The 24,737-nt window shown below is 68.9% G+C and carries 28 protein-coding genes and 1 riboswitch; of the genes, 11 read left to right on the forward strand and 17 right to left on the reverse strand.

Annotated features, from left to right (window positions below):
* Positions 1–126 precede the first annotated feature (126 nt).
* From ACRXBZ_RS04355 to ispH, 4 genes are all read left to right on the forward strand, one after another.
* The gene (locus tag ACRXBZ_RS04355) at positions 127–1,539 is read left to right on the forward strand and encodes a family 2B encapsulin nanocompartment shell protein (protein WP_433877900.1); all 1,413 of its coding nucleotides are present in this window, start codon (positions 127–129) and stop codon (positions 1,537–1,539) included.
* A gap of 153 nt (positions 1,540–1,692) precedes the next feature.
* The gene (locus ACRXBZ_RS04360; RefSeq protein WP_433877901.1) at positions 1,693–3,093 is read left to right on the forward strand and encodes a family 2B encapsulin nanocompartment shell protein; all 1,401 of its coding nucleotides are present in this window, start codon (positions 1,693–1,695) and stop codon (positions 3,091–3,093) included.
* A gap of 47 nt (positions 3,094–3,140) precedes the next feature.
* A complete protein-coding gene (locus ACRXBZ_RS04365; protein WP_433877902.1) occupies positions 3,141–4,184 on the forward strand; it encodes a family 2 encapsulin nanocompartment cargo protein polyprenyl transferase in 1,044 nt (347 codons plus the stop codon).
* Positions 4,185–4,282: 98 nt separating this feature from the next.
* On the forward strand, positions 4,283–5,209 hold the full coding sequence (ispH, locus tag ACRXBZ_RS04370; protein ID WP_433877903.1) for a 4-hydroxy-3-methylbut-2-enyl diphosphate reductase: 927 nt from the start codon (positions 4,283–4,285) through the stop codon (positions 5,207–5,209).
* 122 nt (positions 5,210–5,331) lie between these two features.
* Here the strand turns inward: ispH and ACRXBZ_RS04375 are convergent, their stop codons facing one another.
* A complete protein-coding gene (locus tag ACRXBZ_RS04375; protein WP_433877904.1) occupies positions 5,332–6,660 on the reverse strand; it encodes a purine-cytosine permease family protein in 1,329 nt (442 codons plus the stop codon).
* Positions 6,651–6,764: riboswitch (TPP riboswitch) on the reverse strand. Its footprint overlaps the gene before it by 10 nt.
* Positions 6,765–6,774: 10 nt before the next feature.
* Positions 6,775–7,074 carry a helicase HerA-like domain-containing protein gene (locus ACRXBZ_RS04380; protein WP_433877905.1) on the reverse strand — a complete coding sequence of 100 codons (300 nt, stop codon included), beginning with the start codon at positions 7,072–7,074 and terminating at the stop codon, positions 6,775–6,777.
* Between ACRXBZ_RS04380 and ACRXBZ_RS04385 the strand changes: the two genes are divergently transcribed.
* The gene (locus ACRXBZ_RS04385; RefSeq protein ID WP_433877906.1) at positions 7,054–7,446 is read left to right on the forward strand and encodes a VOC family protein; all 393 of its coding nucleotides are present in this window, start codon (positions 7,054–7,056) and stop codon (positions 7,444–7,446) included. The two genes, ACRXBZ_RS04380 and ACRXBZ_RS04385, sit on opposite strands and share 21 nt — an antisense overlap.
* Positions 7,447–7,463: 17 nt before the next feature.
* Here the strand turns inward: ACRXBZ_RS04385 and ACRXBZ_RS04390 are convergent, their stop codons facing one another.
* Positions 7,464–7,892, reverse strand: coding sequence for a transposase (locus ACRXBZ_RS04390; protein WP_433883796.1), 429 nt, complete (start codon positions 7,890–7,892; stop codon positions 7,464–7,466).
* A 255-nt stretch (positions 7,893–8,147) separates the two neighbouring features.
* Entirely contained in the window at positions 8,148–8,333 is a 186-nt protein-coding gene (locus ACRXBZ_RS04395; RefSeq protein WP_433877907.1) for a winged helix-turn-helix domain-containing protein, read from the reverse strand.
* A gap of 521 nt (positions 8,334–8,854) precedes the next feature.
* Here ACRXBZ_RS04395 and ACRXBZ_RS04400 point away from each other — a divergent pair.
* Both ACRXBZ_RS04400 and ACRXBZ_RS04405 read left to right on the forward strand, forming a co-directional pair.
* On the forward strand, positions 8,855–9,001 hold the full coding sequence (locus ACRXBZ_RS04400) for a hypothetical protein (RefSeq protein ID WP_433877908.1): 147 nt from the start codon (positions 8,855–8,857) through the stop codon (positions 8,999–9,001).
* An 82-nt stretch (positions 9,002–9,083) separates the two neighbouring features.
* Positions 9,084–9,929 carry an SGNH/GDSL hydrolase family protein gene (locus ACRXBZ_RS04405; RefSeq protein WP_433877909.1) on the forward strand — a complete coding sequence of 282 codons (846 nt, stop codon included), beginning with the start codon at positions 9,084–9,086 and terminating at the stop codon, positions 9,927–9,929.
* 17 nt (positions 9,930–9,946) lie between these two features.
* Here ACRXBZ_RS04405 and ACRXBZ_RS04410 read toward each other — a convergent pair whose 3' ends face one another.
* The 8 genes from ACRXBZ_RS04410 to ACRXBZ_RS04445 all read right to left on the reverse strand — a co-directional run bounded on the left by ACRXBZ_RS04410 (position 9,947) and on the right by ACRXBZ_RS04445 (position 16,308).
* Positions 9,947–10,222, reverse strand: a complete 276-nt coding sequence (locus ACRXBZ_RS04410) for a hypothetical protein (protein ID WP_433877910.1) — start codon at positions 10,220–10,222, stop codon at positions 9,947–9,949.
* A 140-nt stretch (positions 10,223–10,362) separates the two neighbouring features.
* Complete coding sequence (locus tag ACRXBZ_RS04415; RefSeq protein ID WP_433877911.1) at positions 10,363–12,450, reverse strand: xanthine dehydrogenase family protein molybdopterin-binding subunit; 2,088 nt, start codon at positions 12,448–12,450, stop codon at positions 10,363–10,365.
* Positions 12,447–13,433 carry an FAD binding domain-containing protein gene (locus ACRXBZ_RS04420; protein ID WP_433877912.1) on the reverse strand — a complete coding sequence of 329 codons (987 nt, stop codon included), beginning with the start codon at positions 13,431–13,433 and terminating at the stop codon, positions 12,447–12,449. Before ACRXBZ_RS04420 ends, ACRXBZ_RS04415 begins: the two co-directional genes overlap by 4 nt.
* Positions 13,430–13,921 carry a 2Fe-2S iron-sulfur cluster-binding protein gene (locus ACRXBZ_RS04425; RefSeq protein ID WP_433877913.1) on the reverse strand — a complete coding sequence of 164 codons (492 nt, stop codon included), beginning with the start codon at positions 13,919–13,921 and terminating at the stop codon, positions 13,430–13,432. The genes ACRXBZ_RS04420 and ACRXBZ_RS04425 overlap by 4 nt, the downstream gene beginning before the upstream one ends.
* Positions 13,922–14,291: 370 nt before the next feature.
* The gene (gene ligD / locus ACRXBZ_RS04430) at positions 14,292–15,194 is read right to left on the reverse strand and encodes a non-homologous end-joining DNA ligase (protein WP_433877914.1); all 903 of its coding nucleotides are present in this window, start codon (positions 15,192–15,194) and stop codon (positions 14,292–14,294) included.
* 6 nt (positions 15,195–15,200) lie between these two features.
* Entirely contained in the window at positions 15,201–15,770 is a 570-nt protein-coding gene (locus ACRXBZ_RS04435; protein WP_433877915.1) for a DNA polymerase ligase N-terminal domain-containing protein, read from the reverse strand.
* A gap of 239 nt (positions 15,771–16,009) precedes the next feature.
* Positions 16,010–16,135: a hypothetical protein gene (locus ACRXBZ_RS04440; protein WP_433877916.1), complete on the reverse strand. Its 126-nt coding sequence runs from the start codon at positions 16,133–16,135 to the stop codon at positions 16,010–16,012.
* Entirely contained in the window at positions 16,132–16,308 is a 177-nt protein-coding gene (locus ACRXBZ_RS04445; protein WP_433877917.1) for a hypothetical protein, read from the reverse strand. The genes ACRXBZ_RS04440 and ACRXBZ_RS04445 overlap by 4 nt, the downstream gene beginning before the upstream one ends.
* A 191-nt stretch (positions 16,309–16,499) precedes the next feature.
* Between ACRXBZ_RS04445 and ACRXBZ_RS04450 the strand changes: the two genes are divergently transcribed.
* Positions 16,500–16,715 (forward strand): DUF8847 domain-containing protein, encoded by a 216-nt coding sequence (locus ACRXBZ_RS04450; protein ID WP_168589554.1) that lies wholly within the window; start codon positions 16,500–16,502, stop codon positions 16,713–16,715.
* 325 nt (positions 16,716–17,040) lie between these two features.
* Positions 17,041–17,841, forward strand: a complete 801-nt coding sequence (locus ACRXBZ_RS04455; RefSeq protein WP_433877918.1) for an exodeoxyribonuclease III — start codon at positions 17,041–17,043, stop codon at positions 17,839–17,841.
* Positions 17,842–17,988: 147 nt separating this feature from the next.
* Here the strand turns inward: ACRXBZ_RS04455 and ACRXBZ_RS04460 are convergent, their stop codons facing one another.
* Both ACRXBZ_RS04460 and ACRXBZ_RS04465 read right to left on the reverse strand, forming a co-directional pair.
* The gene (locus ACRXBZ_RS04460) at positions 17,989–18,918 is read right to left on the reverse strand and encodes a glycoside hydrolase family 16 protein (RefSeq protein WP_433877919.1); all 930 of its coding nucleotides are present in this window, start codon (positions 18,916–18,918) and stop codon (positions 17,989–17,991) included.
* Between the two features lie 293 nt (positions 18,919–19,211).
* Positions 19,212–19,874, reverse strand: a complete 663-nt coding sequence (locus ACRXBZ_RS04465; RefSeq protein ID WP_433877920.1) for a hypothetical protein — start codon at positions 19,872–19,874, stop codon at positions 19,212–19,214.
* A gap of 402 nt (positions 19,875–20,276) precedes the next feature.
* Here ACRXBZ_RS04465 and ACRXBZ_RS04470 point away from each other — a divergent pair, with 402 nt between their 5' ends.
* Entirely contained in the window at positions 20,277–20,906 is a 630-nt protein-coding gene (locus ACRXBZ_RS04470; protein WP_433877921.1) for a GntR family transcriptional regulator, read from the forward strand.
* A gap of 130 nt (positions 20,907–21,036) precedes the next feature.
* On the opposite strand, the gene ACRXBZ_RS04475 is transcribed toward ACRXBZ_RS04470, so the two are convergent.
* From ACRXBZ_RS04475 to ACRXBZ_RS04485, 3 genes are all read right to left on the reverse strand, one after another.
* Positions 21,037–22,242, reverse strand: a complete 1,206-nt coding sequence (locus tag ACRXBZ_RS04475; protein WP_433877922.1) for an acetyl-CoA C-acetyltransferase — start codon at positions 22,240–22,242, stop codon at positions 21,037–21,039.
* A gap of 102 nt (positions 22,243–22,344) precedes the next feature.
* Entirely contained in the window at positions 22,345–22,989 is a 645-nt protein-coding gene (locus ACRXBZ_RS04480) for a 3-oxoacid CoA-transferase subunit B (protein ID WP_433877923.1), read from the reverse strand.
* Positions 22,990–22,998: 9 nt separating this feature from the next.
* Positions 22,999–23,712: a CoA transferase subunit A gene (locus tag ACRXBZ_RS04485; protein WP_168589560.1), complete on the reverse strand. Its 714-nt coding sequence runs from the start codon at positions 23,710–23,712 to the stop codon at positions 22,999–23,001.
* A gap of 156 nt (positions 23,713–23,868) precedes the next feature.
* Here ACRXBZ_RS04485 and ACRXBZ_RS04490 point away from each other — a divergent pair, with 156 nt between their 5' ends.
* Complete coding sequence (locus ACRXBZ_RS04490) at positions 23,869–24,654, forward strand: IclR family transcriptional regulator (protein ID WP_433877924.1); 786 nt, start codon at positions 23,869–23,871, stop codon at positions 24,652–24,654.
* The last annotated feature ends 83 nt before the right edge of the window (positions 24,655–24,737 follow it).

Consider the following 24,737-nt stretch of genomic DNA (forward strand, 5'->3'; position numbering starts at 1 on the left):
CGCTGCGGAACCGACGGCATTCCCGCCTCGGGACATTCCATTCGGACTCCTCGAATTCACTGAACAATCACTGTTGAAGATTTCCTGGCCGCCCCTTCACGAACAGAGATGATTGGTGGTATTGGCGTGACTGTGACGGATCCGCTCAACACCGGCGACGCCGAAGCGCCGCAGTTGAGCCTGAGCACGGCGGCGGCGCGGAACCTGGCCACGACGACGAAATCCGTCCCGCAGATGCAGGGCATCACGTCGCGGTGGCTGCTGCGGATGCTCCCGTGGGTGCAGGCCTCCGGCGGTGCGTACCGGGTCAACCGGCGGCTGAGCTACACCCTCGGCGACGGGCGGGTCACCTTCACCAACACCGGCGCCGACATCCGGGTCATCCCGCAAGAGCTGCGGGAACTCCCGCTGCTGCGCGGATTCGACGACGATTCGGTGCTGGGTGCGCTGGCCGACCGCTTCGAGCAGCGTGAGTTCGAGCCGGGCCAGGTGATCGCCACCGCCGGGCAGCCGGCGGACCAGGTCGTGCTCATCGCGCACGGCAAGATCAACAAGATCGGCACCGGCGAGTACGGCGACGACACCGTCCTGGGCGTGCTCGCCGACGGCGAGTACTTCGGCGCGCACATCCTCGGCGGCGAACCGACCACCTGGAACCACACGTACAAAGCGGTCACGCCTTGTACCGTGCTTTCCTTGCGGCAGCAGTCCTTCCACGACATGAACGGCAGCTCCGAGGCGCTGCGCGAATACATCCGGTCCGCGCTGTCCGGACCGAAGGGCGCGCACAACGTGCACGGCGAGGCGGACATCGAGGTCGCCTCCGGGCACTCCGGCGAACCGACGCTGGCCGGCACCTACGTCGACTACGAGCTCGCGCCCCGGGAGTACGAACTCAGCGTCGCACAGACGGTTCTGCGCGTCCACAGCCGCGTCGCGGACCTCTACAACCAGCCGATGAACCAGACCGAGCAGCAGCTACGGCTGACCATCGAAGCGCTGCGCGAGCGGCAGGAAGAGGAGCTGATCAACAACCGCGACTTCGGCCTGCTGCACAACGCGGACCTCCGCCAGCGGATCCACACCCGCACCGGCCCGCCCACCCCCGACGACCTCGACGAACTGCTTGCGCTCGTGTGGAAGGACCCCGGGTTCTTCCTCGCCCACCCGCGCACGATCGCGGCGTTCGGGCAGGAGTGCAGCAAGCGCGGCATCTACCCGCAGAGCATCGACCTCGGTGGCCACCAGGTGCCGGCGTGGCGCGGGGTACCGATCCTGCCGTGCAACAAGCTGCACGTCAGCGACACCCGCACCAGCTCCATTCTGCTCGTCCGCACCGGTGAGGAGAACCAGGGCGTCGTCGGCCTGCACCAGACCGGCATCCCGGACGAGTACCGGCCCGGCCTGTCGGTGCGCTTCATGGGCGTCAACGACCAGGCGATCGTCTCGTACCTGGTCAGCGCCTACTACTCGGCGGCGATCCTGGTCCCCGACGCGATCGGGGTGCTCGAACACGTCGAACTCGGCCGGGAGAGCTGATCCCGCGTCCGTCCACATCGGAACGCCTTGGGAGTTCGAGGAAAACGCGCCGGAGCGGGTGGCCGCGACCCGTCCGCTCCGGCCCCCAGTGCACATCCGACGACACCGCCATGAACCCGGCATCAGCTTCGCGCCTCAAGGAGAAAAGACATCGTGACCGTGACAGAGCCGGATCTCGGCGTCGAGGAGCAGAACGCGCAAAGCCTTAGCACGGCGGCGGCGCGGAACCTGGCGACGACGACCAAGTCCCAGCCGCAGATGCAGGGCACCACCTCTCGGTGGTTGCTGCGGATGCTGCCGTGGGTGGACGTGTCGGCGGGAACCTACCGGGTCAATCGGCGGTTGACCTACGCCGTCGGTGACGGGCGGATCACCTTCACCAACACCGGCGCCGACGTACGGGTCATCCCGCAGGAACTCGGCGAACTGCCGCTGCTGCGCGGATTCGACGACGATTCGGTGCTGGGTGCGCTTGCCGACCGCTTCGAGCAGCGTGAGTTCGAGCCGGGCCAGGTGATCGCGACCGCCGGAGAGCTCGCGGACCGGGTCGTGCTCATCGCGCACGGCAAGGTAAACCAGATCGGCACCGGCGAGTACGGCGACGACACCATGCTGAAAGTGCTCGCCGACGGCGAGTTCTTCGGCGCACACGCGCTGGCCGCCGATCAGGCGACTTGGAACCACACTTACAAAGCGGTCACGCCGTGCATCGCCCTGGCGCTGAGCATTCGGGCACTGCATGAGGTGAACAGCCAGTTCGAGCGCCTCCGGACGCACATCGCCAACAACCGCGACAACCCGGCGCCGGCCCAGAACAAGCACGGCGAGGCGGAAATCGAGGTCGCCTCCGGGCACTTTGGCGAACCGACGCTGGCCGGCACCTACGTCGACTACGAGCTCGAACCCCGCGAATACGAACTCAACGTCGCGCAAGCGATCCTCCGGGTGCACAGCCGCGTCGCGGACCTCTACAACCAGCCGATGAACCAGACCGAGCAGCAGCTACGGATGACCATCGAAGCGCTGCGCGAACGGCAAGAGCACGAACTGATCAACAATTGCGACTTCGGCCTGCTGCACAACGCGGACCTCCGCCAGCGGATCCACACCCGCACCGGCCCGCCTACCCCCGACGACCTCGACGAACTGCTCTCCCGCCGCCGCAAGACCCGGTTCTTCCTGGCCCACCCGCAGACCATCGCCGCCTTCGGCCGGGAGTGCAACCGCCGCGGCATCTACCCGCAGACCACCGAGGCCCAGGGCCGCCAGGTGCACGCCTGGCGGGGCGTGCCGCTGCTGCCCAGCGACAAGATCCCGATCAGCGACCGCGGCACCAGCTCCATCCTGGCGATGCGCACCGGCGAGGACGACCAGGGCGTCGTCGGCCTCCAGCAGACCGGCATCCCCGACGAGTACCGGCCCGGCCTGTCGGTGCGATTCATGGGCATCAACGACCAAGCGGTCATCTCCTACCTGGTCAGCACCTACTTCTCCACCGCCGTCCTGGTCCCGGACGCCCTCGGCGTCCTCGAACACGTCGAGATCGGCCGCTGACAACGCTTCTTCCCACAGCACAGCAAGATCGGTTGAAGGGAAATCGGATGACCACCATTCACCAGGATGCCAACAAGGCGGGTACGGCCTACGAGGCGCTGACGCGTAGCCGCGCGATGGTCGAGCCCGCCCTGCGGGCAGCGGTCGACCGGTTGCCCACCCGCATGCAGCAGATCTCCGGCTACCACCTCGGTTGGCTGGACGAGCGCGGCAATCCGGTCCGCGCCGACCGGGGAAAGGCGTTGCGCCCCACGATGGTGCTGCTCGCCGCCGGCGCTGTCGGTGGAGATCCGGCCGACGCGGTACCCGCAGCCGTCGCGGTGGAGTTGGCGCACAACTTCTCGCTGCTGCACGACGATGTGATGGACGGCGATGTCAGCCGGAGACACCGCCCGACGGCGTGGACGGTGTTCGGCAGCGGCCCCGCCATCCTCGTCGGCGATGCCATGCAGTCACTCGCCGCCGACGTGCTGTGCTCGTGCCGGCATCCCGAGGCGGCCACTGCGCTGCGGACCTTGAACACCGCCGTGCTGAACCTTGTCAACGGCCAGATCGCGGACCTCGCCTTCGAGGACCGGCGCAACGTCGAACTGACCGAATGCCAGCGGATGGCCCGGGACAAAACGGGGGCGCTGCTGGGTTGTGCCTGCGCTCTCGGCGCGATGTTCGGCGGCGGCAAGCCCGACCAGATAGCCCGGCTCCGCAGCTTCGGCGAGCGGCTGGGGCTGGCTTTCCAGCACGTCGACGACCTGCTCGGGATCTGGGGCGATCCGGCGGTCACCGGTAAACCGGTGTTCTCCGACCTGCGCACCCGCAAGAAGACCCTGCCGGTGGTTTCCGCGCTGACCTCCGGCACGCCGGCCGGTCGGCGGCTGGCCGCCCTCTACCTCCGCGACCAGCCGCTGTCCGGCAGCGACCTGGCCCAAGCCGCCGATCTGATCGCGCTGGCCGGCGGGCGCGCCTGGAGCCAGAACCAAGCGGACGACCTGCTCGCATCCGCGCTGAGCGACCTGCACCGCTGCGACCCGGCCCCGCGCGCGGCCGAGGAGCTCAGCGCCCTCGCCCACCTGGTGACCCGCCGCGACCACTGACGCCGACCGCCGATCACGGCCGCCACCCGCATCTGGGAACACCGCCTCCGGGCAGCGGCCGGTGTTCGGCAACAGCCGACCGATTTTGGAGTGCAGTCATGCCGAGTCAACAGCGCACGGTGCTGCTCGCCGCACCGCGCTCGTTCTGCGCCGGGGTCGACCGCGCCATCGAGATCGTGGAGCAGGCGCTCGCGCTCCGCGGCGGCCCGATCTACGTGCGCAAGCAGATCGTGCACAACACGCACGTGGTGGCCGATCTGGAGAGCCGGGGCGCGGTGTTCGTCGATGAGCTCGACGCGGTGCCCGACGGCGCCACCGTGGTCTTCTCGGCGCACGGGGTTTCCCCTGCCGTACGGGAGGAAGCGCAGCGGCGGGGCCTAGCGGTCATCGACGCGACCTGCCCGCTGGTGGCGAAGGTGCACGCCGAGGTGCGGCGGTTCGCAGGGCGCGGCGACACCCTGGTGCTCATCGGCCACAGTGGACACGAGGAGGTGGAGGGCACGCTCGGCGAGGCGCCCGACCAGACGGTGCTGGTGGAATCCGTCGAGGACGTCGGCGAGATCGAGGTGCCGGACCCGAGGCGGGTGTCCTACCTGACGCAAACCACCCTCGCCGTAGACGAGACGGCGGACATCGTCGCCGCGCTGCGGCGCCGCTTCCCGGCCGTCCGCGGGCCATCCTCGAAGGACATCTGCTACGCCAGCACCAATCGGCAGGACGCGCTGTCGGCGATCGCCGGGGAGTGCGACCTGGTGCTGGTGATCGGCTCGGCGAACTCGTCGAACTCGAAGCGCCTGGTGGAGCTGGCCCGCCGCCAGGGCACCGCCGCCCACCTGATCGACGACGTCACCGACATCCAGCCCGCATGGCTCGCCGGCGCCGAGACGATAGGCCTCACCGCGGGAGCATCGGCTCCGCCGGGCCTGGTCGAGGACGTCATCGACCACCTCGAACCGGCCACGGTCATCGAGCACGAGACGACCCGCGAAGAGATCCGCTTCGGCCTGCCAGCCACACTCCGCTGAACGGGTTGCCAGGGCGATGGACCGGAACCCAGGGCGTGGGTCCACGTGCAGATGGGTGTTGATCAGCGGACTAGCAGTTGGTTGAGGGGCACCCACGACCTTCGCCACGGTTGCCCCTGAACTCAGCTTTCCTCGGTGCGGCGGCGGAAGGCTCCGATGATCGCAGCCGCGAGGGCCGCCACGAGGAATGAGGTGAGGGCAGCGCTCATCCACGTCGGTACTGTGAAGCCGAGCGCGTCCCGCACACCCGTCCACAGCCGGCTCCACCAGCCGAGCTCACCCGGGTTGATCAGCTGGAACGCCGAGAAGCCGAGCAGCCAGGCCAGCAGCATGCCCCAGCGGGACGGGGCCTGCGCGGACAGGTCCCAGTCGCGGCGGCGGGCGTGCCCGAAGTAGTCCACCGCAAGCACGCCGAACATCGGCACGAACACCGAGCCGATCAGCAGCAGGAAGTTCGAGAACTGGGCGATGTCCAGGGTCAGCGCGAGCAGCGTGATCACCGCGCCGATGACCAGGCACAGCACCCGGCGGTCCGCGCTGGGCCGCAGGTTCTGGATGGAGACCGCGGTCGAGTAGGTGTTGGCGAAGGACTGGTCGACCTCGCGCAGCACCAGGATCCCGAAGAAGATCACCCCGAGCGGCACCGCCAGCAGCGGGTCGAACGCCTTGTCGGCATCGCCGGCGACCAGCGCCAACCCGAGTAGCCCCAGCAGGTAGCAGGCGATCTGGGTGACTGAGTAGCCCACCGTCGCGGCGGTGAACGCGCCGGTCGCCGACTTCGAGTGCCGCGAGTAGTCCGAGGCGACCGGGATCCAGGACACCGCGACCGCCAGCGCGGCGTCCGCACCCGGCCAGAACCCCTGCCAGGAACCGGTGTTCATGTCCGGCAGCGGGTGGCTAACCAGCAGTTGGACGAAGAAGTACACCATCGCGATCGCCACCGCGATGCTGACGTAGCGCCGCAGCAGGCGCAGCGCGCCGAGCGGGCGCAGCGCGAGCGCGGTGGTCAGCGCCCCGGCCAGCACCACGTACAACCACCGCGGGCCGCCACCGAACAGCGCCTCCGCGCCCTGCGCGATCACCAGCAGCTCGAAGGTGCCCCAGCCGACCAACTGCAGGGCGTTCAGCACGGTCGGCAGGTACGACAGCTTGGTGCCGAAAAGGCCGCGCAGCAACATCATCGCGGGCGCCCCGGTGCGCGCCCCGGGGATCGCCGAAATGCCGACCATGATGCTGCCGATCACGGTGCCCACCACGCACGCGGTGACGGCGGCCGTGAAGGACAGCTGCGGCACTCCGCTCGGCGCGAGCACGGCCAGCGCCCCGCTGAACCCGAGCAGGCTCACCCCGAGATTTCCCCAGAAAGCGCCCTGGTCGAGCACGCCCAGCGTCTTGGGCGCCGGTTCGTCCAGGGTGTGCGGAACTTCGGCACGATCGACGTCAAGCGCCATCAACAGCTCCCTACGCCGGCATTATCCGGACAGGTTCTGCGGTCGGTGGCGCGTGCGGTGCCACCCTCTCAGCCCGGTACGCCCGAGCTCCCGCGTGGATAAGTCGGAGGCACCTTACCCCGACGAGGTGACTGATGTCAGGTGGGCCCGATCACCTGCGGAGGTTGCTTCGGGCAGCTCCGGCGCGGCGACCTTCTTCGCCAGCAGTTCGTAGGCGGATTCCCGATCGACGGCCTGCTCGTACTTTCCGCGAAAATCGGACGACGCCGCGGCGGCCCGCACCCGGACGAGCGATGCCTGAACCGGTCCGGCTGCGGGTCCCATTGACCTCGACCTTGGTCTAACTCCTAGCCTCGGGAGTAGCGCAGCACGACGAGGAAAGCGAGCAAACCCATGGCCGTCCAACTCAACCACACGATCGTCGCCACTTCCGACAAGATCGCCAACGCGCGGTTCGTCGCCGACCTGCTGGGGCTACCCCAACCGGAACCCTTCGGGCCGTTCATGTGCGTCCAGACCAGCAACGACGTCACGTTGGACTACCTGGAGACCGGCGAGGAGATCAACCCGCAGCACTACGCGTTCCTGGTCACCGAAGGCGAGTTCGACGAGATCTTCGCGCGGATCCAGGCTCAGGACCTGCCGTACTGGGCGGACCCGGGGCACCACGAGGCGGGGCGGATCAACACCCGGGACGGTGGGCGCGGCGTCTACTTCGACGACCCCGACGGCCACGTCCTGGAGATCCTAACCCGCCCCTACGGCAGCGGCGACCAATCCAGCTGACCCACCACCTGGCCATGTCAGGACCCGCGAGCGTATTGGCCTCTGCTGAGGCGTTTTTTTGATTCGTAGGGCAAATGTGTGGTCTCAGGCGGCGTAGCGGACTTCGGGTTTGCCCGGTGGAGGAAGGAGCGGGCCGCTTGTTTCAACTCGTCGCGGGTTTTCGATGCTGTGCCGGTGGTCATGGTCCTTTTGAGGTCGGCACCCTGGATCTCGTCGGGGTTGAGCTCGGGGCTGTATCCGGGCAGGAAGTGCATCCCGATCGCCGCAGCGTGATCGTCCACCCACTTGCGGACGGTCTTACGGCGGTGGACAGGACGACCGTCGACGATCACCTGGACCGTACGGTCCAGGTGACGGGTCAGACTGTCCAGGTGACGGGTCAGACTGTCCAGAAACGGCACGAACACGCCGGCGTTGAACGACCCGGTGTAGACGGTGAAGTACAGCTCGCCCCTTGTTACCGATCGCGCACATGGCGTTCACGCTGAACCGTTTCCCCGGTCTTGCCCACCACCGGTGTCCGGCCGGCCGGTGCCCAGGTTCGGCAGGTTCGGCCCACTGCGGCATCAGAGCGGATCCCGGTCTGGTCCAGCCACACGATCACCGCACCTCGCGGCAAGCGCGAGCAACGATGGCCGGATAGTCCTCCCCCCATCGGCGCACGGCCTCGGGGTCCCGCTCGTAGGCCTGCGGATCGGTCTCTACGGCGACACACCCCAACAGCGCAGATAGTCGCCGACGGTGCGCAAACTCAACACGACGCCGTGGCGCACCCGGATCAACTCGGCCACCGCCTTGCGGGTCCACACCACCCCAGCCGAACGCAGCGGAGCTGCACGACCAGCCCGAAAAGGGACCGCATCCGCACCTGCATGCGCTGCCGACACACCCTCACCACCCGCCTGTGGTCACCCGAGGACGGCGCAATTTCGCGAGAAATTGCGCCCACCCCGGGTGACGGGGCATCGTCGCGCTTCGTGATCGCCGCAGTGCGTTCGTGCAGGTGGTGGCAATTTCGCGAGAAATTGACCGTCACCCGGGTGAACGTCAATTTCTCGCGAAATTGACCCCACCCTTCGCCCCACCGAAGGAGAACCACCGATGTCCTGGGCCCAGCTCAGCACGTTCGTCCTGTTCACCCTGCTGATCCTCGCCATATTCACCACCCAGCTACCCGCAAGAGCCCTCGCGTTCTCGATCCGGCCAGCACGCCGGAGGCGGCGGCGAAGCCGCCTACACGGTCTGGCACCTCATAGCCGACATCGAAGCCGAAACCCGCAACGAAGACACCGGGCGGAACAAGAACACCCCCACAGACCACCGGGATCCCCACAGCCGACCCAGGCCAGCCCGGCGCCCCAGGAGGAGCCCACCCGGCGGCACCTCCTGTGTGCCTGAACGCTCGTGAGTGATCCTTCCGGTTCTTACCGGAAGGATCACTCACGAGGAGTACCGGGACCTGTGGATCGTGCGGTTCGCCCCGGACGGGAAGTGCCTGGCCTTCGAAGAATGGCCCTTCTGGCCCGGCAAGGACTACCGCGCCGAACCCCGCTGACGCGCCGATTCTTCGCCAAGCGGTCGCCGGTTAGTCACCGCCGCCTCACCGCCGCAGGAGGCTCGGCGATCACCATGCTCACGTGCAGGACGCGATCACGGCGGGCCCGCCCGGCCCGCGACGAACACGGACCCTGGCGGTGCTCGGCGATTCGGTCGCCGTGGGCATGGGCGATCCGGTGGTCGGCGGGTGGCGCGGGTTCGCGCCGCTGCTGGCCGAAGCGCTCGGCGCCGCGGAGGTCGCGAACGTGGCATCGAGCGGGGCGCGCGTCGCAGCCGTGCGCGACGCCCAGTTGCCCGCCGCCCTCCGCGCCGCGCCCGATGCGGCCGTGGTGATGGTCGGCATGAACGACACGATGCGCTCCGACTTCGACGCCCGACGGCTGCGGCGGCAGCTCAACGACGTCGTGCGCGCGCTCACCGCCGCGGGCGCGACCGTCGTTACGATCCGTTACCACGACCACGGCCGGGTCTTCCGGTTGCCCGGGCCGCTGCGGAGGGCACTGGCCAGGCGTATCGGCGAGCTCAACCGGATCTTGGACGCCGTCGCCGAGACGCATGCCGTCGCTGTGGTGGACCTGGACCTGTTGCCGGGCGCCTACAGCCCGGCAACGTGGAGCGTCGACCGCTTGCACCCGTCCGAACTCGGGCACCGGATGCTCGCGGCAGCCTTCGCCGACCGGTTCGCGGCAGCCGGGTTGGCCGTGCCCGGCGAGGTCTCGCTGGAATGCTCCGGGGGCGCGCGGGTCAGCGGCTTCGACCACCTGCGGTGGCTGCTCGCCAAGGGCCTGCCGTGGCTGCTCGGGCGCGGTCACGACCTGCTCTGGTTTTCCTTGCGGACGCTGCTGGACGCCGTGCTGGGCAAGCGGCGAACCGGACCGCATCTGTCCATTGAGGACATTCGGAGCCCAGAGGGGAAAACCGGCTGAGCGCGTAGCCGGTTTCATCAGGCGAGTTCTCGGTACCGATCAACCGATTGGCGCATGCCGTGACCTGGGTCGGCGTCGTAGGTGCCATCCGGGTTGCGCAGGCCGAACGCATTGGACCTACACGAATCGGATCCCGGAGTCCAGGCGGCGGAACTGAGGGCCTGTCGGCGAATGCCGTCCGCGCCTTTGGAAGCGGCGTAGCCGCTTGCATTCACCTTGCCAAGACGACCATCGGCGGGTTCTGAGAGGTTTTCTGGCGAGGACGGCCCCTCCGCCGCGTATTGGACATACATCAGGAGGGGCACCCGCAGTCCGGATGTCTCTCAGGTTCTGCTAAGCGACCACCCACCCAGACCATTCACCATCAGGCTCTGAGGTTGCGCTACCCGCACCGCCACGCAGGACGGGCCTGGAAACGGCCGCTACAACAGGGTCAGGTCAGGAACCTGTCCAGGGTGATGGGCAGGTCCCGGACCCGGATTCCGGTTGCGTGGTGCGCCGCGTTGGCTATCGCCGCCGCCGTGCCCACGATGCCGAGCTCGCCGATCCCCTTTGCCCCCATCGGATTCACGTACGGGTCGTGCTCGTCGATCCAGTCCGCCTCGATGCTGCCGATGTCGGCGTTGGCCGGGATGTGGTACCCGGCGAAGTCGTGGTTGACCACATGGCCGAACCGGGGGTCTACGACGCTGCGCTCGTGCAGCGCCATGGACAGCCCCATGGTCATCCCGCCGATCAGCTGCGACCGCCCGGTCTTGGCGTTGATCATCCGGCCGACCGCGAATATCCCCAGCAGCCGCGGCACCCGCACCTCCCCGGTGCTGGTGTGCACCCGGACCTCGGCGAACTGCGCGCCGAAGCTGTGCATCGACATCTGCCCAGCGTACGGGTTGTCCGGGATAGCCCCGGTGACCTCGACGCCCTCGTCGGGGATCGGGCTGCTGTTGGGCAGCTCCGCGCGCAGCCGGCGGGCCGCGTCCACGATCGCCGAGCCCCAGCACAGGATCCCGGTCGAGCCGCCGGCACCGGAGGCGTACGGCAGATCGGTGTCGCCGATGCTCAGCACCACCTCGGACATCTCGACCCCCAGCGCGTCCGCAGCTATCTGGGTGAGCGCGGTCCACGCCCCGGTGCCGATGTCGGCGGCCCCGATGTGGACCCGGTACCGGCCGTCCGGCCGGGCCTGGATGGTGGCCCGCGAGCCCGGCATGCTGAACACCGGATACGTCGAGGCGGCCACCCCGGTGCCGACCAGCCAGGGCCCGTCGCGGTGCGCGCGCGGCGCCGGGTCTCGCGCCGCCCAACCGAACCGCTGGGCGCCCTCGCGCAGGCAGGCGACCAGGTTCCGGCTGGAGAACGGCCGCCCCGTTTCGGGGTCGGTCTCCGGTTCGTTTCGGATGCGGAACTCGACGGGGTCCAGGCCGCAGGCGATCGCCATCTCGTCCATCGCGACCTCCAGGCCGAACATGCCCGGGGCTTCGCCGGGCGCGCGCATCCACGACGGCACCGGGACGTCGAGCTCGACGAGCCGGTGCGTGGTGCGGCGGTTCGGCGCGGCGTACATGACGCGGGTCGGCACGGCGGTCTGCTCGGCGAACTCCTTGATCCGGGAGGTCTGCTCGACCACGTCGTGGCTGATCGCGGTCAGCCGGCCGGACGCCTCGCTGCCCATGCGGATCCGCTGGATGGTGCCGGTGCGGTAGCCGACCACCGAGAACATCTGCTGCCGGGTCAGCACGAGCTTCGCCGGGCGCGGGGCGACGAGCTGCGCGGCCATCGCGGCCAGGACCACGTGTGCGTGCGGCAGCCCCTTCGAACCGAAGCCGCCGCCGGTGTGCGGGCAGACCACGTGGATCCGTTGCGGATCCATGCCGAACAGTGCCGCGATGGAGTCGCGCACCCAGTGCACACCCTGCGTGGAGTCGTAGAGGGTGAGCTCGTTGTCGGACCAGATCGCGATGGTGGCGTGTGGCTCCAGCGGGTTGTTGTGCTCCTGCGGCGTGGTGTAGGTGGCGTCGAGGATCACTGCCGCCGAGGCGAGGGCGCCGTCCACGTCACCGTCGGTGGTGTCGGTCTGGAAGCCGCCGTTGACCTCGTCGGGTTTGACCAGGTCGGCGCGGGCGGCGTGGAACGAGACGTCGTGCTCGCGCGGTTCGTAGCTCGGCCGCACCAGGCTCGCCGCGCGCCGGGCGGCTTCCGCGGTCTCGGCCAGCACGCCGCCGATGAACTGCCCGCGGAAGGCGACCTCGGGCGACTGCAGGATCGCCAGTTCGGCGTCCTGCGTCGAGGCCAGCCGCGGCGCGTTCTCGTGGGTCAGCACGCCCACCACGCCCTGTTCGGCCATCGCCTCCGTGGTTTCGATGCCGGTGATGCGGCCAAGCGCGATTTCGGACTGCAGCGGGAACACGTACACCGGCTGGTCGACCGGGTGCTCGGCGGCGTACAGGGCTGCGCCCCGGACCTTCTCGGCACCCTCGATGCGGTCGATCGGCGCACCGATCAAGGGGGTCGTGACGGTCATCGCCGCACCTCCAGGAGCTCAATGAGGACTGCCACAATCATGTTGCGCGCCAACTGGATCTTGAACTCGTTGCCGGGAAGCGGGCGGGCGTCGGCGAGCTCCGCAGCGGCTGCCTCACGGAACTCCTCCTCCGTCGCGGCGGCGCCGCGCAGCACCGCCTCGGCCCGCGTCGCCCGCCACGGCTTGTGCGCGACCCCGCCCAACGCCAGCCGGACATCGCGCACCTCGCCGTCGACGGCGTCCAGCGCAGCGGCCACCGATACCAGGGCGAACGCGTAGGAAGCGCGGTCGCGGGCCTTGCGGTACCGGGAGTTCGCCGCGAAGTCCAGCGACGGGATGTCGATGGAGGTGATCAGCTCACCGTGCTCCAGGACCGTGTCCCGCTCGGGCTCGTCCCCGGGCAGCCGATGCAGCCCGACCAGCGGAATCGCCCGCTGCCCGTGCGGCCCCTGGGTGTTGACCACCGCATCGAGCGCGACCATCGCCACCGCCATGTCGGACGGGTGCGTGGCGGCGCACAAGTCGGAGGCGCCGAGGATCGCGTGCTCGCGATGGAAGCCGTCCCTCGCCGAGCAGCCCGTCCCGGGATCCCGTTTGTTGCAGGGCGTCGTGACGTCCTGGAAGTACGCGCATCTGGTGCGCTGCAACAGGTTCCCGCCGGCCGTCGCGAGGTTGCGCAGCTGCCCGGAAGCGCCCTCCAGCACCGCCTGCGACAACATCGGGAAGCGCTCGCGGATCACCGGATCGGCCGCCAGGGTGCTGTTGGTGACCGCGGCGCCGATGCGCACGAACTCGGGGTGCTGCTCGACCCGGTCGGAGGTCAGCTGCCGGACGTCGACCAGCACGTCCGGCTGCTCGACCTCCAGCTTCATCAGATCGACCAGGTTCGTGCCGCCCGCCAGGAACGCCGCGTTGGGCGTCGCGGCGAGGGTGCTCACCGCGGTACCGACGTCGGGGGCGAGCTGGTAACGGAACGGCTTCATCGCTGCGCCACCTCCGCGATGGCGGGGATGATGTTGGCGTACGCGCCGCAGCGGCAGAGGTTTCCGCTCATCCGCTCGCGGATCTCGTCGTCGAGCCCGGCACCGTCCGCGGTGACCGCGCTCGGCTCACCGTCGTGCATCTCGCACAACACGCCGACGGCCGACACCACCTGGCCGGGCGTGCAATATCCACATTGGAACGCGTCGTGCTCGATGAAAGCCCGCTGCACCGGGTGTAGATCCGCCCCGGCCAGGCCGTCCGCGGTGCGGAACTCCGCGCCGTCGAAGGCGACCGCCAGCATCAGGCAGCTGTCGACCCTACGGTCCCCCAGCAGCAGGGTGCACGCGCCGCACTGGCCGTGGTCGCAGCCCTTCTTAGGGCTCATGATCCCCAACCGCTCCCGCAGGGCGTCGAGCACGGTCGTCCGCGTGTCGACCGTGAGGCGGTGCTCGATCCCGTCCACGACGAGGGTGATTTCGGCTTCCACGGTGCCCTCCCCTCCAACCTGTTATCAGGCTTACCCGGGAGGCTGCCGCGTCACGCACGCCGCTTCAGAGCTCTTCTTCCGCCGCGGCTCGCTCGTCGGTGGTCTCGTCGAGGCCGTCGTAGCGCAGTGCTCGGACGAGCTCGACACCCGCTCCACAGGTCTCCGCCGAGCTCGTCCGCGTCGACGCTCTCCGCGTCCTGCAATGTCGTCGGCTTCGGTTCTTCGCGCGGCACCTCGGTTCCCTGCTGCGGCTACGACATGCCAGTCACCGTTCGGCGAGCGTGACAACATCCACACTGCCGAGTCGCTGCCGAGTCGCTGCCGAGCCGCTGCCTTGCGGCGCCGACCTTGACCACACACCCATTTCCGGCTAATCCTGGTTGCCGGGATGCGGAAAGTCGCTCCCGGATCGCGCATCTTCCAGCCCCGCCCAGGGGTCGTCCTTCTGTGCCAGCCGCCGCGCCATGTTCGCCAGGCCGTAGGACTGCGGTGCCACGCGGCCGAGCTCGTCGAGGTCGAGCGGGGTCGCGGCCGGGGCTCCCGCGCGGGCGCGCAGCGAGTAGGGCGCGATCATCGTCTGGCCGTAGGCGTTGCGGTTGGTGTCCAGGAAGATCCGGTCGCCACGCTTGTCCTTGCGCTGCTCGACGGTGAGCCGGTCCGGCTCATCGCCCGCCATTGCATCGGCTAGCTCCCGGATGGCCGCCCGAACCTCGTCGAATCCCCGTTCGCCGCGCAGCGGGGCGGCGACGTGAAATCCCTTGCCGCCGGTCGCCTGCACGTGCGGCGACAGCCCGGCGCCCCGGAACCGCTCGCACACCAATCGCACCACGTCGCGGAGTTCGGCCAGGTCCGTTCCCTCCGGCGGGTCCAGGTCCAGCACCGCGAGGATCGGCCGATCCAGATCATCCACTGTGGACAATCCGGCGTGGAACTCCAGGCACGCCTGGTTTGCCAGGTAGAGGAGCGTCGCCGCGTCGTCGACGACGGCGTGGTGCACCACGCCCTGGCCGCCTCGCTGCGGCACGGACGCCACGCGCACCCATTCCGGGAAGTGGTTCGACGCCTCCTTCTGGAAGAACCCGCCGGAGCCGATGCCGTCTGGGAAGCGGCGCAGCGTCAGCGGTTTGCCGCGCGTGTGCGCGACCATCACCGCCGCCACCGACCGGAAATACTCGACCACGTCCTGCTTCCGGTAGCCGTCATCGGGGTACAGGACCTTCTCCGGGTTGGACAGCTCGATCCGCCGCCCCTCGACCTCGAGCTGCGCAGCCACGGGCGATCACCGCAGCTCGTCGTTGGTCCGACCGGTCAGCACTGATTGGGGCTGCGTGCTGACCGGGTTGCGCCGCCGGTCGGCGCCCTCGTCGTCCACCTTCACCAGCAACCACTGCTCGCGGCCGCGGAAGTCGGTGCGGGACAGGGCGAAAGCCCCGCGCAGCTTCTCGCCGTCCAGCCAGACCTTGACGTGCCCGGCGGAGAGCCCGTCTGCCATGGCGACCGGTTCGCCACCCCGCTCGGTGTCGTTGCGGTACGTTCCGGTGTCCCAGACGACGACCGTGCCCGCGCCGTAGCCCTCCGGGATCCCGCCCTCGAACTCGACGTAGTCGAGCGGGTGGTCCTCGGTCGGGGTGGCCAGCCGTTTCTCGCGTGGGTCCAGCGACGGCCCCTTGGGCACCGCCCACGACTTGAGCACGCCGTCAACTTCCAGCCGGAAGTCGTAGTGCAGGCTCGACGCGTCGTGCTTCTGCACCACGAACCGCGGCTCGTCGCCCGGCTCGCCGCCGGAGGGTTCCCCAGAACGTTCGAGAGCGCGTTTGCGATGGTAGGTAGCCAGCTTCTTCCCAGACATGCCGTCGGCGTACCCGGCGCACGGCCGGGTTTAACCGGCACCGGCACCCGGTCGTTCAGTTACCGGGCAGGCCGGCAGGAGGCGGGTGAGGCGAACGGACAGTTCGTGCCGCCTACCGAGGCGAACAGTCCGTTCGCTTCGAACCCCGAGGCCGACCACCGCACTCACCGCGCTACCCGGAACCGGCTCGGAAAGCCCCCGAGGGGCGCTCCCGGGGTCGTTCGGTGGCGGGTGTGCCGTCAGCGGGGTCCGGACAGCACGTTCCCGGCCTCGGTGAGCAGGTTCGCCAGCGCCTCCGCCAGCACCTCCGCCAGCACCGAGACCCGTGAGTGTTTTAGGGTGCCACAGCGCCCAAAAACACTCACGGGACATCGCCGGCGAGTTCGACGATCTTGGGCACCAGCAAGAACGTGCCGACGCCACCGGCCTGGTCCGCCCGGGCGGCGACGGCTACCGGGTCGACGATTTCCGACGCGCCTTCCTGGAGAGCAGCGGGCGCCGGATCGCCCGCGGCACCAAACCAGATCCAGCGCAACATCATCGCCGAACGCGACCTCGGTCTGCCAAAGTGCCCACGCGGCGCACGTCGGCCCGGCTTGATGCCATTGTGCGCGGAGTGGGGTGGTCGCGTTGAGACGATCGGGTGAAGTCTGGTACCGGGCGCAGCCGATTTTGTTCCCATGGGACGAGAAACCGACAGGCGGTGCGCCAACCCCAGGGAGACGAACCATGCAGCAGCACGTGCACGCCGAACTGATCGGCGGCCCTGAAGACGGCCGCTCGTTCATCATCCCCGCCCCGGAGACGGACTTACCGATCGGGCAGTTCACCTTCCCGGCGCCCTGCGACGGCGAGGCACCGTGCGCCCGCTACGACCGGCAAGACCGCCGCGCGGACGGCGTGTGGCGCTACCAGTACGCGGGCGAGCAAGCCATCTTCCACTGACCAGGCTCCCGTGCCCGCAGCAGGAATCACCGCGCGGTGACCGCTTCCGGCGTGGGCTTCGGCTCTTCCCCGGCGATCCGCGAATCCGCGTTCCTGATGTCGGGGATCTCCCGAGGTTCCACCACCCGCACCGGCCATGGCGCTCTCCCCCGGCGACATCCATCACCTCATCTGGCCAATTGCCACAACTACACATCTGGCGCGCCGGTCGATCGCGACCGCGGCGGTCACGCCGGCAATCGCGGATCGGCCGAGTCACCTCCCAGCCGCGCGCCCGATGGGTGCGCCTCACCTAGTTGACGGGTGGTGTGACAGGGTTCGGGTTATGCGGATCGCTTCCTGGAACGTCAACTCCGTCGGTGCTCGGTTGCCCAAGCTGCTCGACTGGCTGAGCACCGCTGAGCCGGACGTGCTGTGCGTGCAGGAGCTCAAGTGCGCCGCCGACGCCTTCCCCTTCGACGAGGTCGGCGAGCTCGGCTACGAGGTCGCCGCGCACGGCACCGGCCGCTGGAACGGCGTGGCCGTGCTGTCCCGGGTCGGCATCGACGAGGTACGCCACGGGCTGCTCGACGAGCCGGGCTTCCAGGCCGACGGCGCGATGTTCGAGACCCAGGAGCCCCGGGCGATCGGCGCGACCTGCGGCGGCGTCCGGGTGTGGTCCGTATACGTCCCCAACGGCCGCGAAGTCGGCCACCCGCACTACGTCTACAAGCTGCGGTGGCTCGACGCGCTGCGCGCCACCGCCATCGAGGAGATGGCCGCCGCCCGGCCGTTCGCCGTGCTCGGCGACTTCAACATCGCCCCGACCGACGCCGACGTCTGGGACGTCGCCGCCTTCGCCGACAGCACCCACGTCACGGAGGACGAGCGCAAAGCGCTTGCCGCGCTTGCGGAAACCGGCCTCGCCGAGGTCTACCCGCGGGCGCTGAAGTACGACATCCCGTTCACCTACTGGGACTACCGGGCGCTGCGCTTCCCGAACAACCAGGGCATGCGCATCGACCTGGTCTACGGCAACGAGCAGTTCACCGGTGCGGTCACCGATTCCTACGTGGACCGCGAAGCCCGCAAGGGCAAGGGCATCTCCGACCACGCCCCGGTGGTCGTCGACCTCGACCTGCCGTGATCGATCCCCAGCGCGATTCCTCGATCGTCCGGTCGGCACGAGCCTGGACCCGAGCCCAGCAGCGGGACAGCTCGACGCCGAATCCGCCGTCACCGGCGACGTCTGAAGGCCGACCCCTGGCGACGGCGTCGGCCTCCAGGTCTTCGATCAGCGGTTGTAGACGGCCACGTAGTCGACCAGCATCGGGTGGCCGGGTTCGGTGGCCGGGTTGGGAGTCGTCGTACCCGAGTCGCCGTTCGGGAACCCTCCCCCCATCGCCACGTTGAGCAGCAGGAAGTATCCCTCGTGCGAGGTCATGTTCTGCCAGGCCTTCGGGCTGATCTGGGACTCGCGCACCGAGTGGAACTGCTGGCCATCGACGTACCAGCGCAGTTCCTCGGTGGGACCGGCCCGGTCCCACTCGACGCGGTAGGTGTGGAATCCGGCCTGGCAGGCCACGTCGGGGCAGGGGCGGCTGCCGCCGAGACCGGTCATCTCGTTGCACGACCCGCCGGGGGCGACATCGCAGTGCAGGACGCCATGCGTCTCGTCCTTGCCGTTGACGTTCTCCATCACGTCGAACTCGCCGATGCCGGGCCAGTTCTGGTAGTTGCCGCGGTACGGCGACCCCAGCGCCCAGAACGCGGGCCAGTAGCCGAGCGCCGCCTCGCCGGTGACGCTGGGAACCTGGAGGCGTGCCTCGATGCGGAGGACGCCGCCCTCAGCTGCTTTGAAGTCGGCCCGCTTTGTTTCGATCCGCGCCGAGGTCCAGTTCCCTGCGACGTCGCGTAGCGGCGTGATCTTCAGGTTCCCGTCGCCGTCGTGGGCGAGGTTGGCCGGGTCGGAGGTGTAGGTCTGGATCTCCCCGGTGCCCCAGTTGGGCGGCCCGCCGGGGTAGGAGGTCCCCGCGTCGATGATCCACTCGGATGACGGCCCCGTGCCGGCGGCCCCGGTGAAGTCGTCGCTGAAGGTCAGCTTCCAGCCCGCCTCCGGCGGCGGCACGTCGGCCGAAGCGGAGGGGACAGCGAATCCGACGATGGCCAGCCCCGCGGAAAGGGCAGCGGCGGCGATGCGGCGGCGTGTCAACCTGGTTGTCAAGTGTTCCTCCCGACGGTCCTTAACCTTCCAGTGAGCGCCCCCGAGGAACGGGGATCTCGATCACGGGATCCGCTACCCATCAAAACTTTTGTGCCTACAACAAACAACCGGCAAACGCACCATTCCCCTGCAAAAGGCAGGGCAACGCCTTCTCGGGGTTCCCAGATTCCCAGGCGCGCCAGAAACCCGTCCGACGATTTGGTACTTCGTGTTCAGCCTTTTTCGCCTAAAACGCAACAGGCTCCAGCACCTTCCAAACCGCCCGGTTGGCGCCCAAAAACGTTCACGGTCCATCACGCCTCTGCGGATTCGGCGGTGGCGTGGTCGTAGTAGGTGAGGGTGCCGCGGGCTCCGTGGAGGGCGAAGTCGGCCTCCGGGGTTGCCGGTTTCCCCGCCATCTCGATGATTTCGCGCATCGTCACGTTCACCAGGTCGTCGAGGGCCCGCCAGCGGGCCGCCGGGTCGGTGGGTTCCTGGGCCTCCGGGGCGAAGTCCGCCTCGCACCGCCGCAGGCCCTCGCGCAGTTGCCGGATCAGCTTCATGAACGTGTCGTGATCTCCGCTGGGCACCAGGTCGTCGGCGCGGGATGCCAGCTGCCCGGCCATGTAGGCGATGTCGTCGACGTGGTTGCCGAGCCACTTGCGGCGGCGGTAGATGCCGCCCAGCTCCGGCCACCGCTTGCGGGCCGCCTGCCGCGACCGGCCGGTGATCGCGCTCAGGTCCGCGAGGCTCGCGCCCAGCCACACCGTCTCCTCCGCAGCCGAGGCGGTCTGCCGCCACGCCGCCTCGGACATCAACTCCTCCACCTCCAGCGCGGCCCCCAGCCTGCCGAGCGCGGCCACCCGGCGATCCTGCTCGTCGCCGACGTCGCTGCCCTTCGGGCCCGGATCGATCGCCTCCACCGGTACCGCTACCGCCAACTGGCGAACCAGCCGCTCGGCCTCTTCCGCCGACATGTCCAACCTCCTTGTGAACCTTTGGTTCACAGTATCATTGTGAACCTCGGGTTTACACTCGGATTTCTTCGACGCGGCCGTGCACGGAGCACCGCACGACGCTGCTATTCCGGCCAAACCCGCACGCCCCACCTTGGACGACGTCGTCCTCGCGCTCACCGGCCGAAGCCTCCGCGAAGCCGAAAAATCCTGAAATCCCAACCGAAAACCCGGTCCCGCACCTCGCCGAAGCCGGGCGGGCGCTGTTCTCCGGCCAGCTCCTGGACCCGTCGGTGCCGCAGGGGATCATCGCGGCCGCAGCGATCGCCGTGGCCGGCCTCTGGTCGGGAACTCGTGCGATGAAGCGCGGCAGCTGAGCCTTCCTCGCATAGGCTGGGGGCCAGCGACCTAGGAGGAGGATCCGTGTCGGTCACCGGTGAGCAAGCCGCGGATGTCCGCGTTCCCCTGCGCGACCAGGTGCGCGAGGAGTTGCAGGCCCGCATCGCCGACGGTCGGCTGCGCCCCGGTGACCGGATCTTCGAGCAGGACCTCGCCGCCGAACTCGGGATCTCCCGGGTTCCGGTGCGCGAGGCCATCCGGATGCTGCAGAGCGAAGGCTTCGTCGACGTGCTGCCGCGCCGGCGTGGTGTGTTCGTCCGCGGGCTGGACCGCCAGCAAGCCAAGGAGCTGTTCGAGGTGCGCGAGGCCCTCGAGGTCTACGCCGCGCGCCTGGCGCAGCTGGCCGATCTGGCCCGCCGGGCGCGGGAGGCTCACGAAGCCGGCGACGTCGACACGATGTCCAGCTCCAACGCGTCCTTCCACGACAAGCTGGTCTCGCTCGCGGGCAACGATCTGATGGCGTCGATCCTGGAACCGCTGCATGGCCGGCTGGCGTGGCTGTTCCGGATGAACCTCGAACCCGAGCGGGTCTGCACGGAGCACGAGCAGCTCCAGTCCGCGATCGCCGCCGGCGACGCCGACCGGGCCGCCGCGGTCGCGCAGCAGCACGTCCTGTCCAGCCAGCGAATGGTCCTGGAACGGATGCTGCCCTGACCGCTCGCTGCAGCGCCTTGATCGGTGCGGCCGCGTTCACCGACGATCGGCACGAACCCGCGCGACGGCAAGCGATTCCGGTTCGTGAGCGCGCAACCGGGTTGGAGCCCGGTTGCGCGCTCACGAGGTGTCATGCCTTGGGGACCCGGAGGATCAGGGCATCGCCCTGGCCTCCGCCGCCGCACAACGCCGCCGCACCGGTGCCACCACCACGACGCTTGAGCTCCAACGCCAGATGCAACGCCAACCGCGCACCCGACATGCCGATCGGATGCCCCAACGCGATCGCACCACCGTTGACGTTGACCCTGTCCTCACCCACACCCAACGCACGAGCGGACACGATCCCCACCGCCGCGAACGCCTCGTTGATCTCCACCAGATCCAGACCCGCGGCGTCGACCCCCTCCTTGACACACGCGGCCCTGATCGCATTCGACGGCTGCTCATGCAAACTCGCATCCGGACCCGCCACCACACCATGCGCGCCGATCTCGGCCAACCAGCTCAACCCCAGCTCCTCGGCCCTGGCCTTGCTCATCACCACGACCGCCGCCGCACCATCGGAAATCTGCGACGCCGAACCCGCCGTGATCGTGCCATCCGCAGCGAAAGCCGGACGCAACTTCGCCAACGTCTCAACCGTGGTGTCACCACGAATACCCTCATCGGCATCCACCACCACCGGATCACCCTTACGGCGCGGCACCTCGACCGGGGCGATCTCCTCCGCGAACACACCCCGCTCCACCGCCGCAGCGGCACGCTGGTGCGAACGAGCCGCGAAAGCGTCCTGCTCCTGCCTGCTCACGCCATACCCAGCGTTGTACTTCTCGGTCGACAAACCCATCGCGACCTGGTCAAACGCGCAAAACAGGCCGTCGTGGGCCAGGTGGTCGAGCATCTGCACGTCGCCGTACTTGAAACCCTCCCGCGACCCGGTCAGCAGATGCGGCGCCTGCGTCATCGACTCCTGACCACCGGCCACCACGATCTCGAACTCACCCGCCCGGATCAGCTGATCAGCCAACGCGATCGCATCCAACCCCGACAGACACACCTTGTTGATCGTCAACGCCGGCACATCCATCGGGATACCCGCGGCCACCGCCGCCTGCCGCGCCGGGATCTGCCCCGCACCAGCGGTCAGCACCTGACCCATGATCGTGTACCCGACCTGATCCGGACCCACCCCAGCCCGCTCCAACGCCGCCCTGATCGCGACCCCACCCAGCTGCGCACCAGAGAAGTCCTTGAGCGAGCCGAGCAACCGCCCCATCGGGGTCCGCGCACCCGCCACGATCACAGAACTACCGGTCGTTCGTGCTCTTTCCATTGGTCCACTCCCAAAATCGGTCCGTCGCGTCCGAAAGCTGCTACGTCTGACCGGGATTGACGCCCGGGTCACCGACGAGACCGGCGTCGGTGCTCGTGAGCATCACCGCGTCGCAACCGGTTCCAGGATCGGGGCCCCGGTCTTGTCGCGGACCTCGCTCTCGGGGACGCCGGGGGCGAGCGAGACCAGGCGCAGCCCCTCCGCCGTCACGTCGAGCACCGCCAGGTCCGTGACGATCCGGTCGACCACGCCGGCACCGGTCAGCGGCAGCGTGCACCGCCCGACGATCTTCGGGGTGCCGTCCTTGGCCACGTGATCGGTGAGCACGACGATCTTGCGGGCACCGACGACCAGGTCCATCGCACCGCCCATGCCCTTCACCAGGGCACCAGGGATCGTCCAGTTCGCCAGATCGCCGCCTTCGCTCACCTGGAGGGCGCCCAGGATGGCGATGTCGATGTGCCCGCCGCGCATCATCGCGAACGACTCCGCCGAATCGAAGTAGCTCGCTCCGGGATTGACCGTGACGGTCTGCTTCCCGGCGTTGATGAGGTCGGCGTCTTCCTCTCCCTCGAAGGGGAAGGGCCCCAGGCCCAGGATGCCGTTCTCGCTCTGCAGCGTCACCTGCACGCCGTCCGGGATGTGGTTGGCGACCAGCGTCGGGATGCCGATCCCGAGGTTGACGTAGTCGCCGTCGCGGAGTTCGGCGGCGGCGATCGCCGCCATCTCGTCGCGAGTCCAGGTCATGGGTTGCTCCTAATCGGCCAGGGCGGGGACGCGGGGCCGCACCGTGCGCTTCTCGATGTCCTTGATGCGGGGCCGGGCGAGGACCAGGCGGTCGACGTAGATGCCCGGGGTGATGACTCGTTCCGGGTCGAGGTACTCCTCACTCAGGTGCTCGGCCTCGACCACCGTCACCTTCCCGCTGGTCGCGATGACCGGGTTGAAGTTCCGCGCGCTCGCCCGGTAGACGAGGTTGCCGGCCGGGTCCGCGGTGTGGGCGTGCACGAGCGCCACGTCAGCGACGATCCCCCGTTCCTGGACGTAGGTCTGCCCGTCGAACTCCGCCAATGGCTTGCCGTCGGCTACCGGGGTTCCGACGCCCGCGCGGGTGTAGAATGCCGCGATTCCCGCGCCGCCGGCCCGCAACCGCTCGGACAGCGTCCCCTGCGGCGCGAACTCCACGACCAGCGCCTTGTCCAGGTACTGCTGCGCGAACAGCTTGTTCTCACCCACGTAGGACGCGATCACCTTGGCCACCTGGCGGTTCTCGAGCAGCAGCCCGAGTCCCTTGCCATCGACACCCATGTTGTTGGAGACCACCGTCAAACCGGTGACCCCGCTGTCACGGACGACCTCGATGAGGTCGCTCGGGATCCCGCACAGGCCGAAGCCGCCGACGGCGATCGTCATCCCGTCTTCGAGCACCTCGGCCAGTGCCTCCGCCGCACTCGAGCGCAGCTTTGACAACTCATCACCCCTTCATCGGTCCGCTGCATGAACAGCAGCAGTAAAGGAGCAACCTCGTGTTCACCGCAACAAACAGGGACGAACCACTGCCGAATCGCTCGTCGGGTGACCGTTGATCGACCTCGGCGTTCACTCAGTGGACGCTAGGGTGGAGGCATGAGCGCTAGCCCCAACGCCCATTTGATCGGCCGGGTCGGCTCGGTGCTCCGGGCGCTGTCCGCCGCCAACGAGGCGGGGGCGGCCACCAGCGATCTCGCCCGGGCCACCGACCTCCCCCGGCCGACCGTGCACCGCCTGCTCAGCTCCCTGGCGGATGAGGGGTTCGTCGACCGCGACCGGCGCACGGGCCGGTGGTTCCTGGGCCCCGAGCTGTACCTGCTGGGGCAGACGGCCGGCACCCGCTACGACGTGACGCACCACGCCCGCGCGAGCGTGCACCGGCTGGCGGCCAAGACCGGTGAAAGCGCGTTCTTCTCGGCACTGCGAGGAGAGGAAACGGTGTGCCTGCTCCGCGAGGACGGCGACTTCCCGATCCGGTCCTTCGTGCTCTACGAGGGCGCCCGGTTCCCGCTCGGAGTCGTCTCCGCCGGCCTGGTCATCCTCGCCTTCCTTGACGACGCTGAGATCGACGCCTACCTGGAGCGGACCGACTTGATCAGCCGATGGGGCCAGACGCACGCCCCCGAGGAAGTGCACGCCCGCATCGCCCGCACCCGGCGCGACGGCTACTCCGTAAACCCCGGTCTGGTGGTCGAGGGGAGCTGGGGCATGGCGGCGGCGGTGTTCGACCGCGCGGGCCAACCCGCGTGGGCCCTGACGCTGACCGGAATCGAGCCCCGCTTCCGCCCAGAGCGGCAACCCGAACTCGGCGCCCTCCTCCTGCACGAGGCCCACGCCCTCAGCCGAACGCTGGAGACCTCCGCCCGCAAGGCGCACCTTTGATCCGGAAGCAGTAGAAGCCAGCACGGACTCTGGCCCTTGGTCTGCCCCGCTTGTTCGTTGGCGAGTGGTCTCCGCCTGCAAGG

This window comes from Saccharopolyspora hattusasensis (genome assembly GCF_050972075.1).
GTDB classification, from domain to species: domain Bacteria; phylum Actinomycetota; class Actinomycetes; order Mycobacteriales; family Pseudonocardiaceae; genus Saccharopolyspora; species Saccharopolyspora hattusasensis.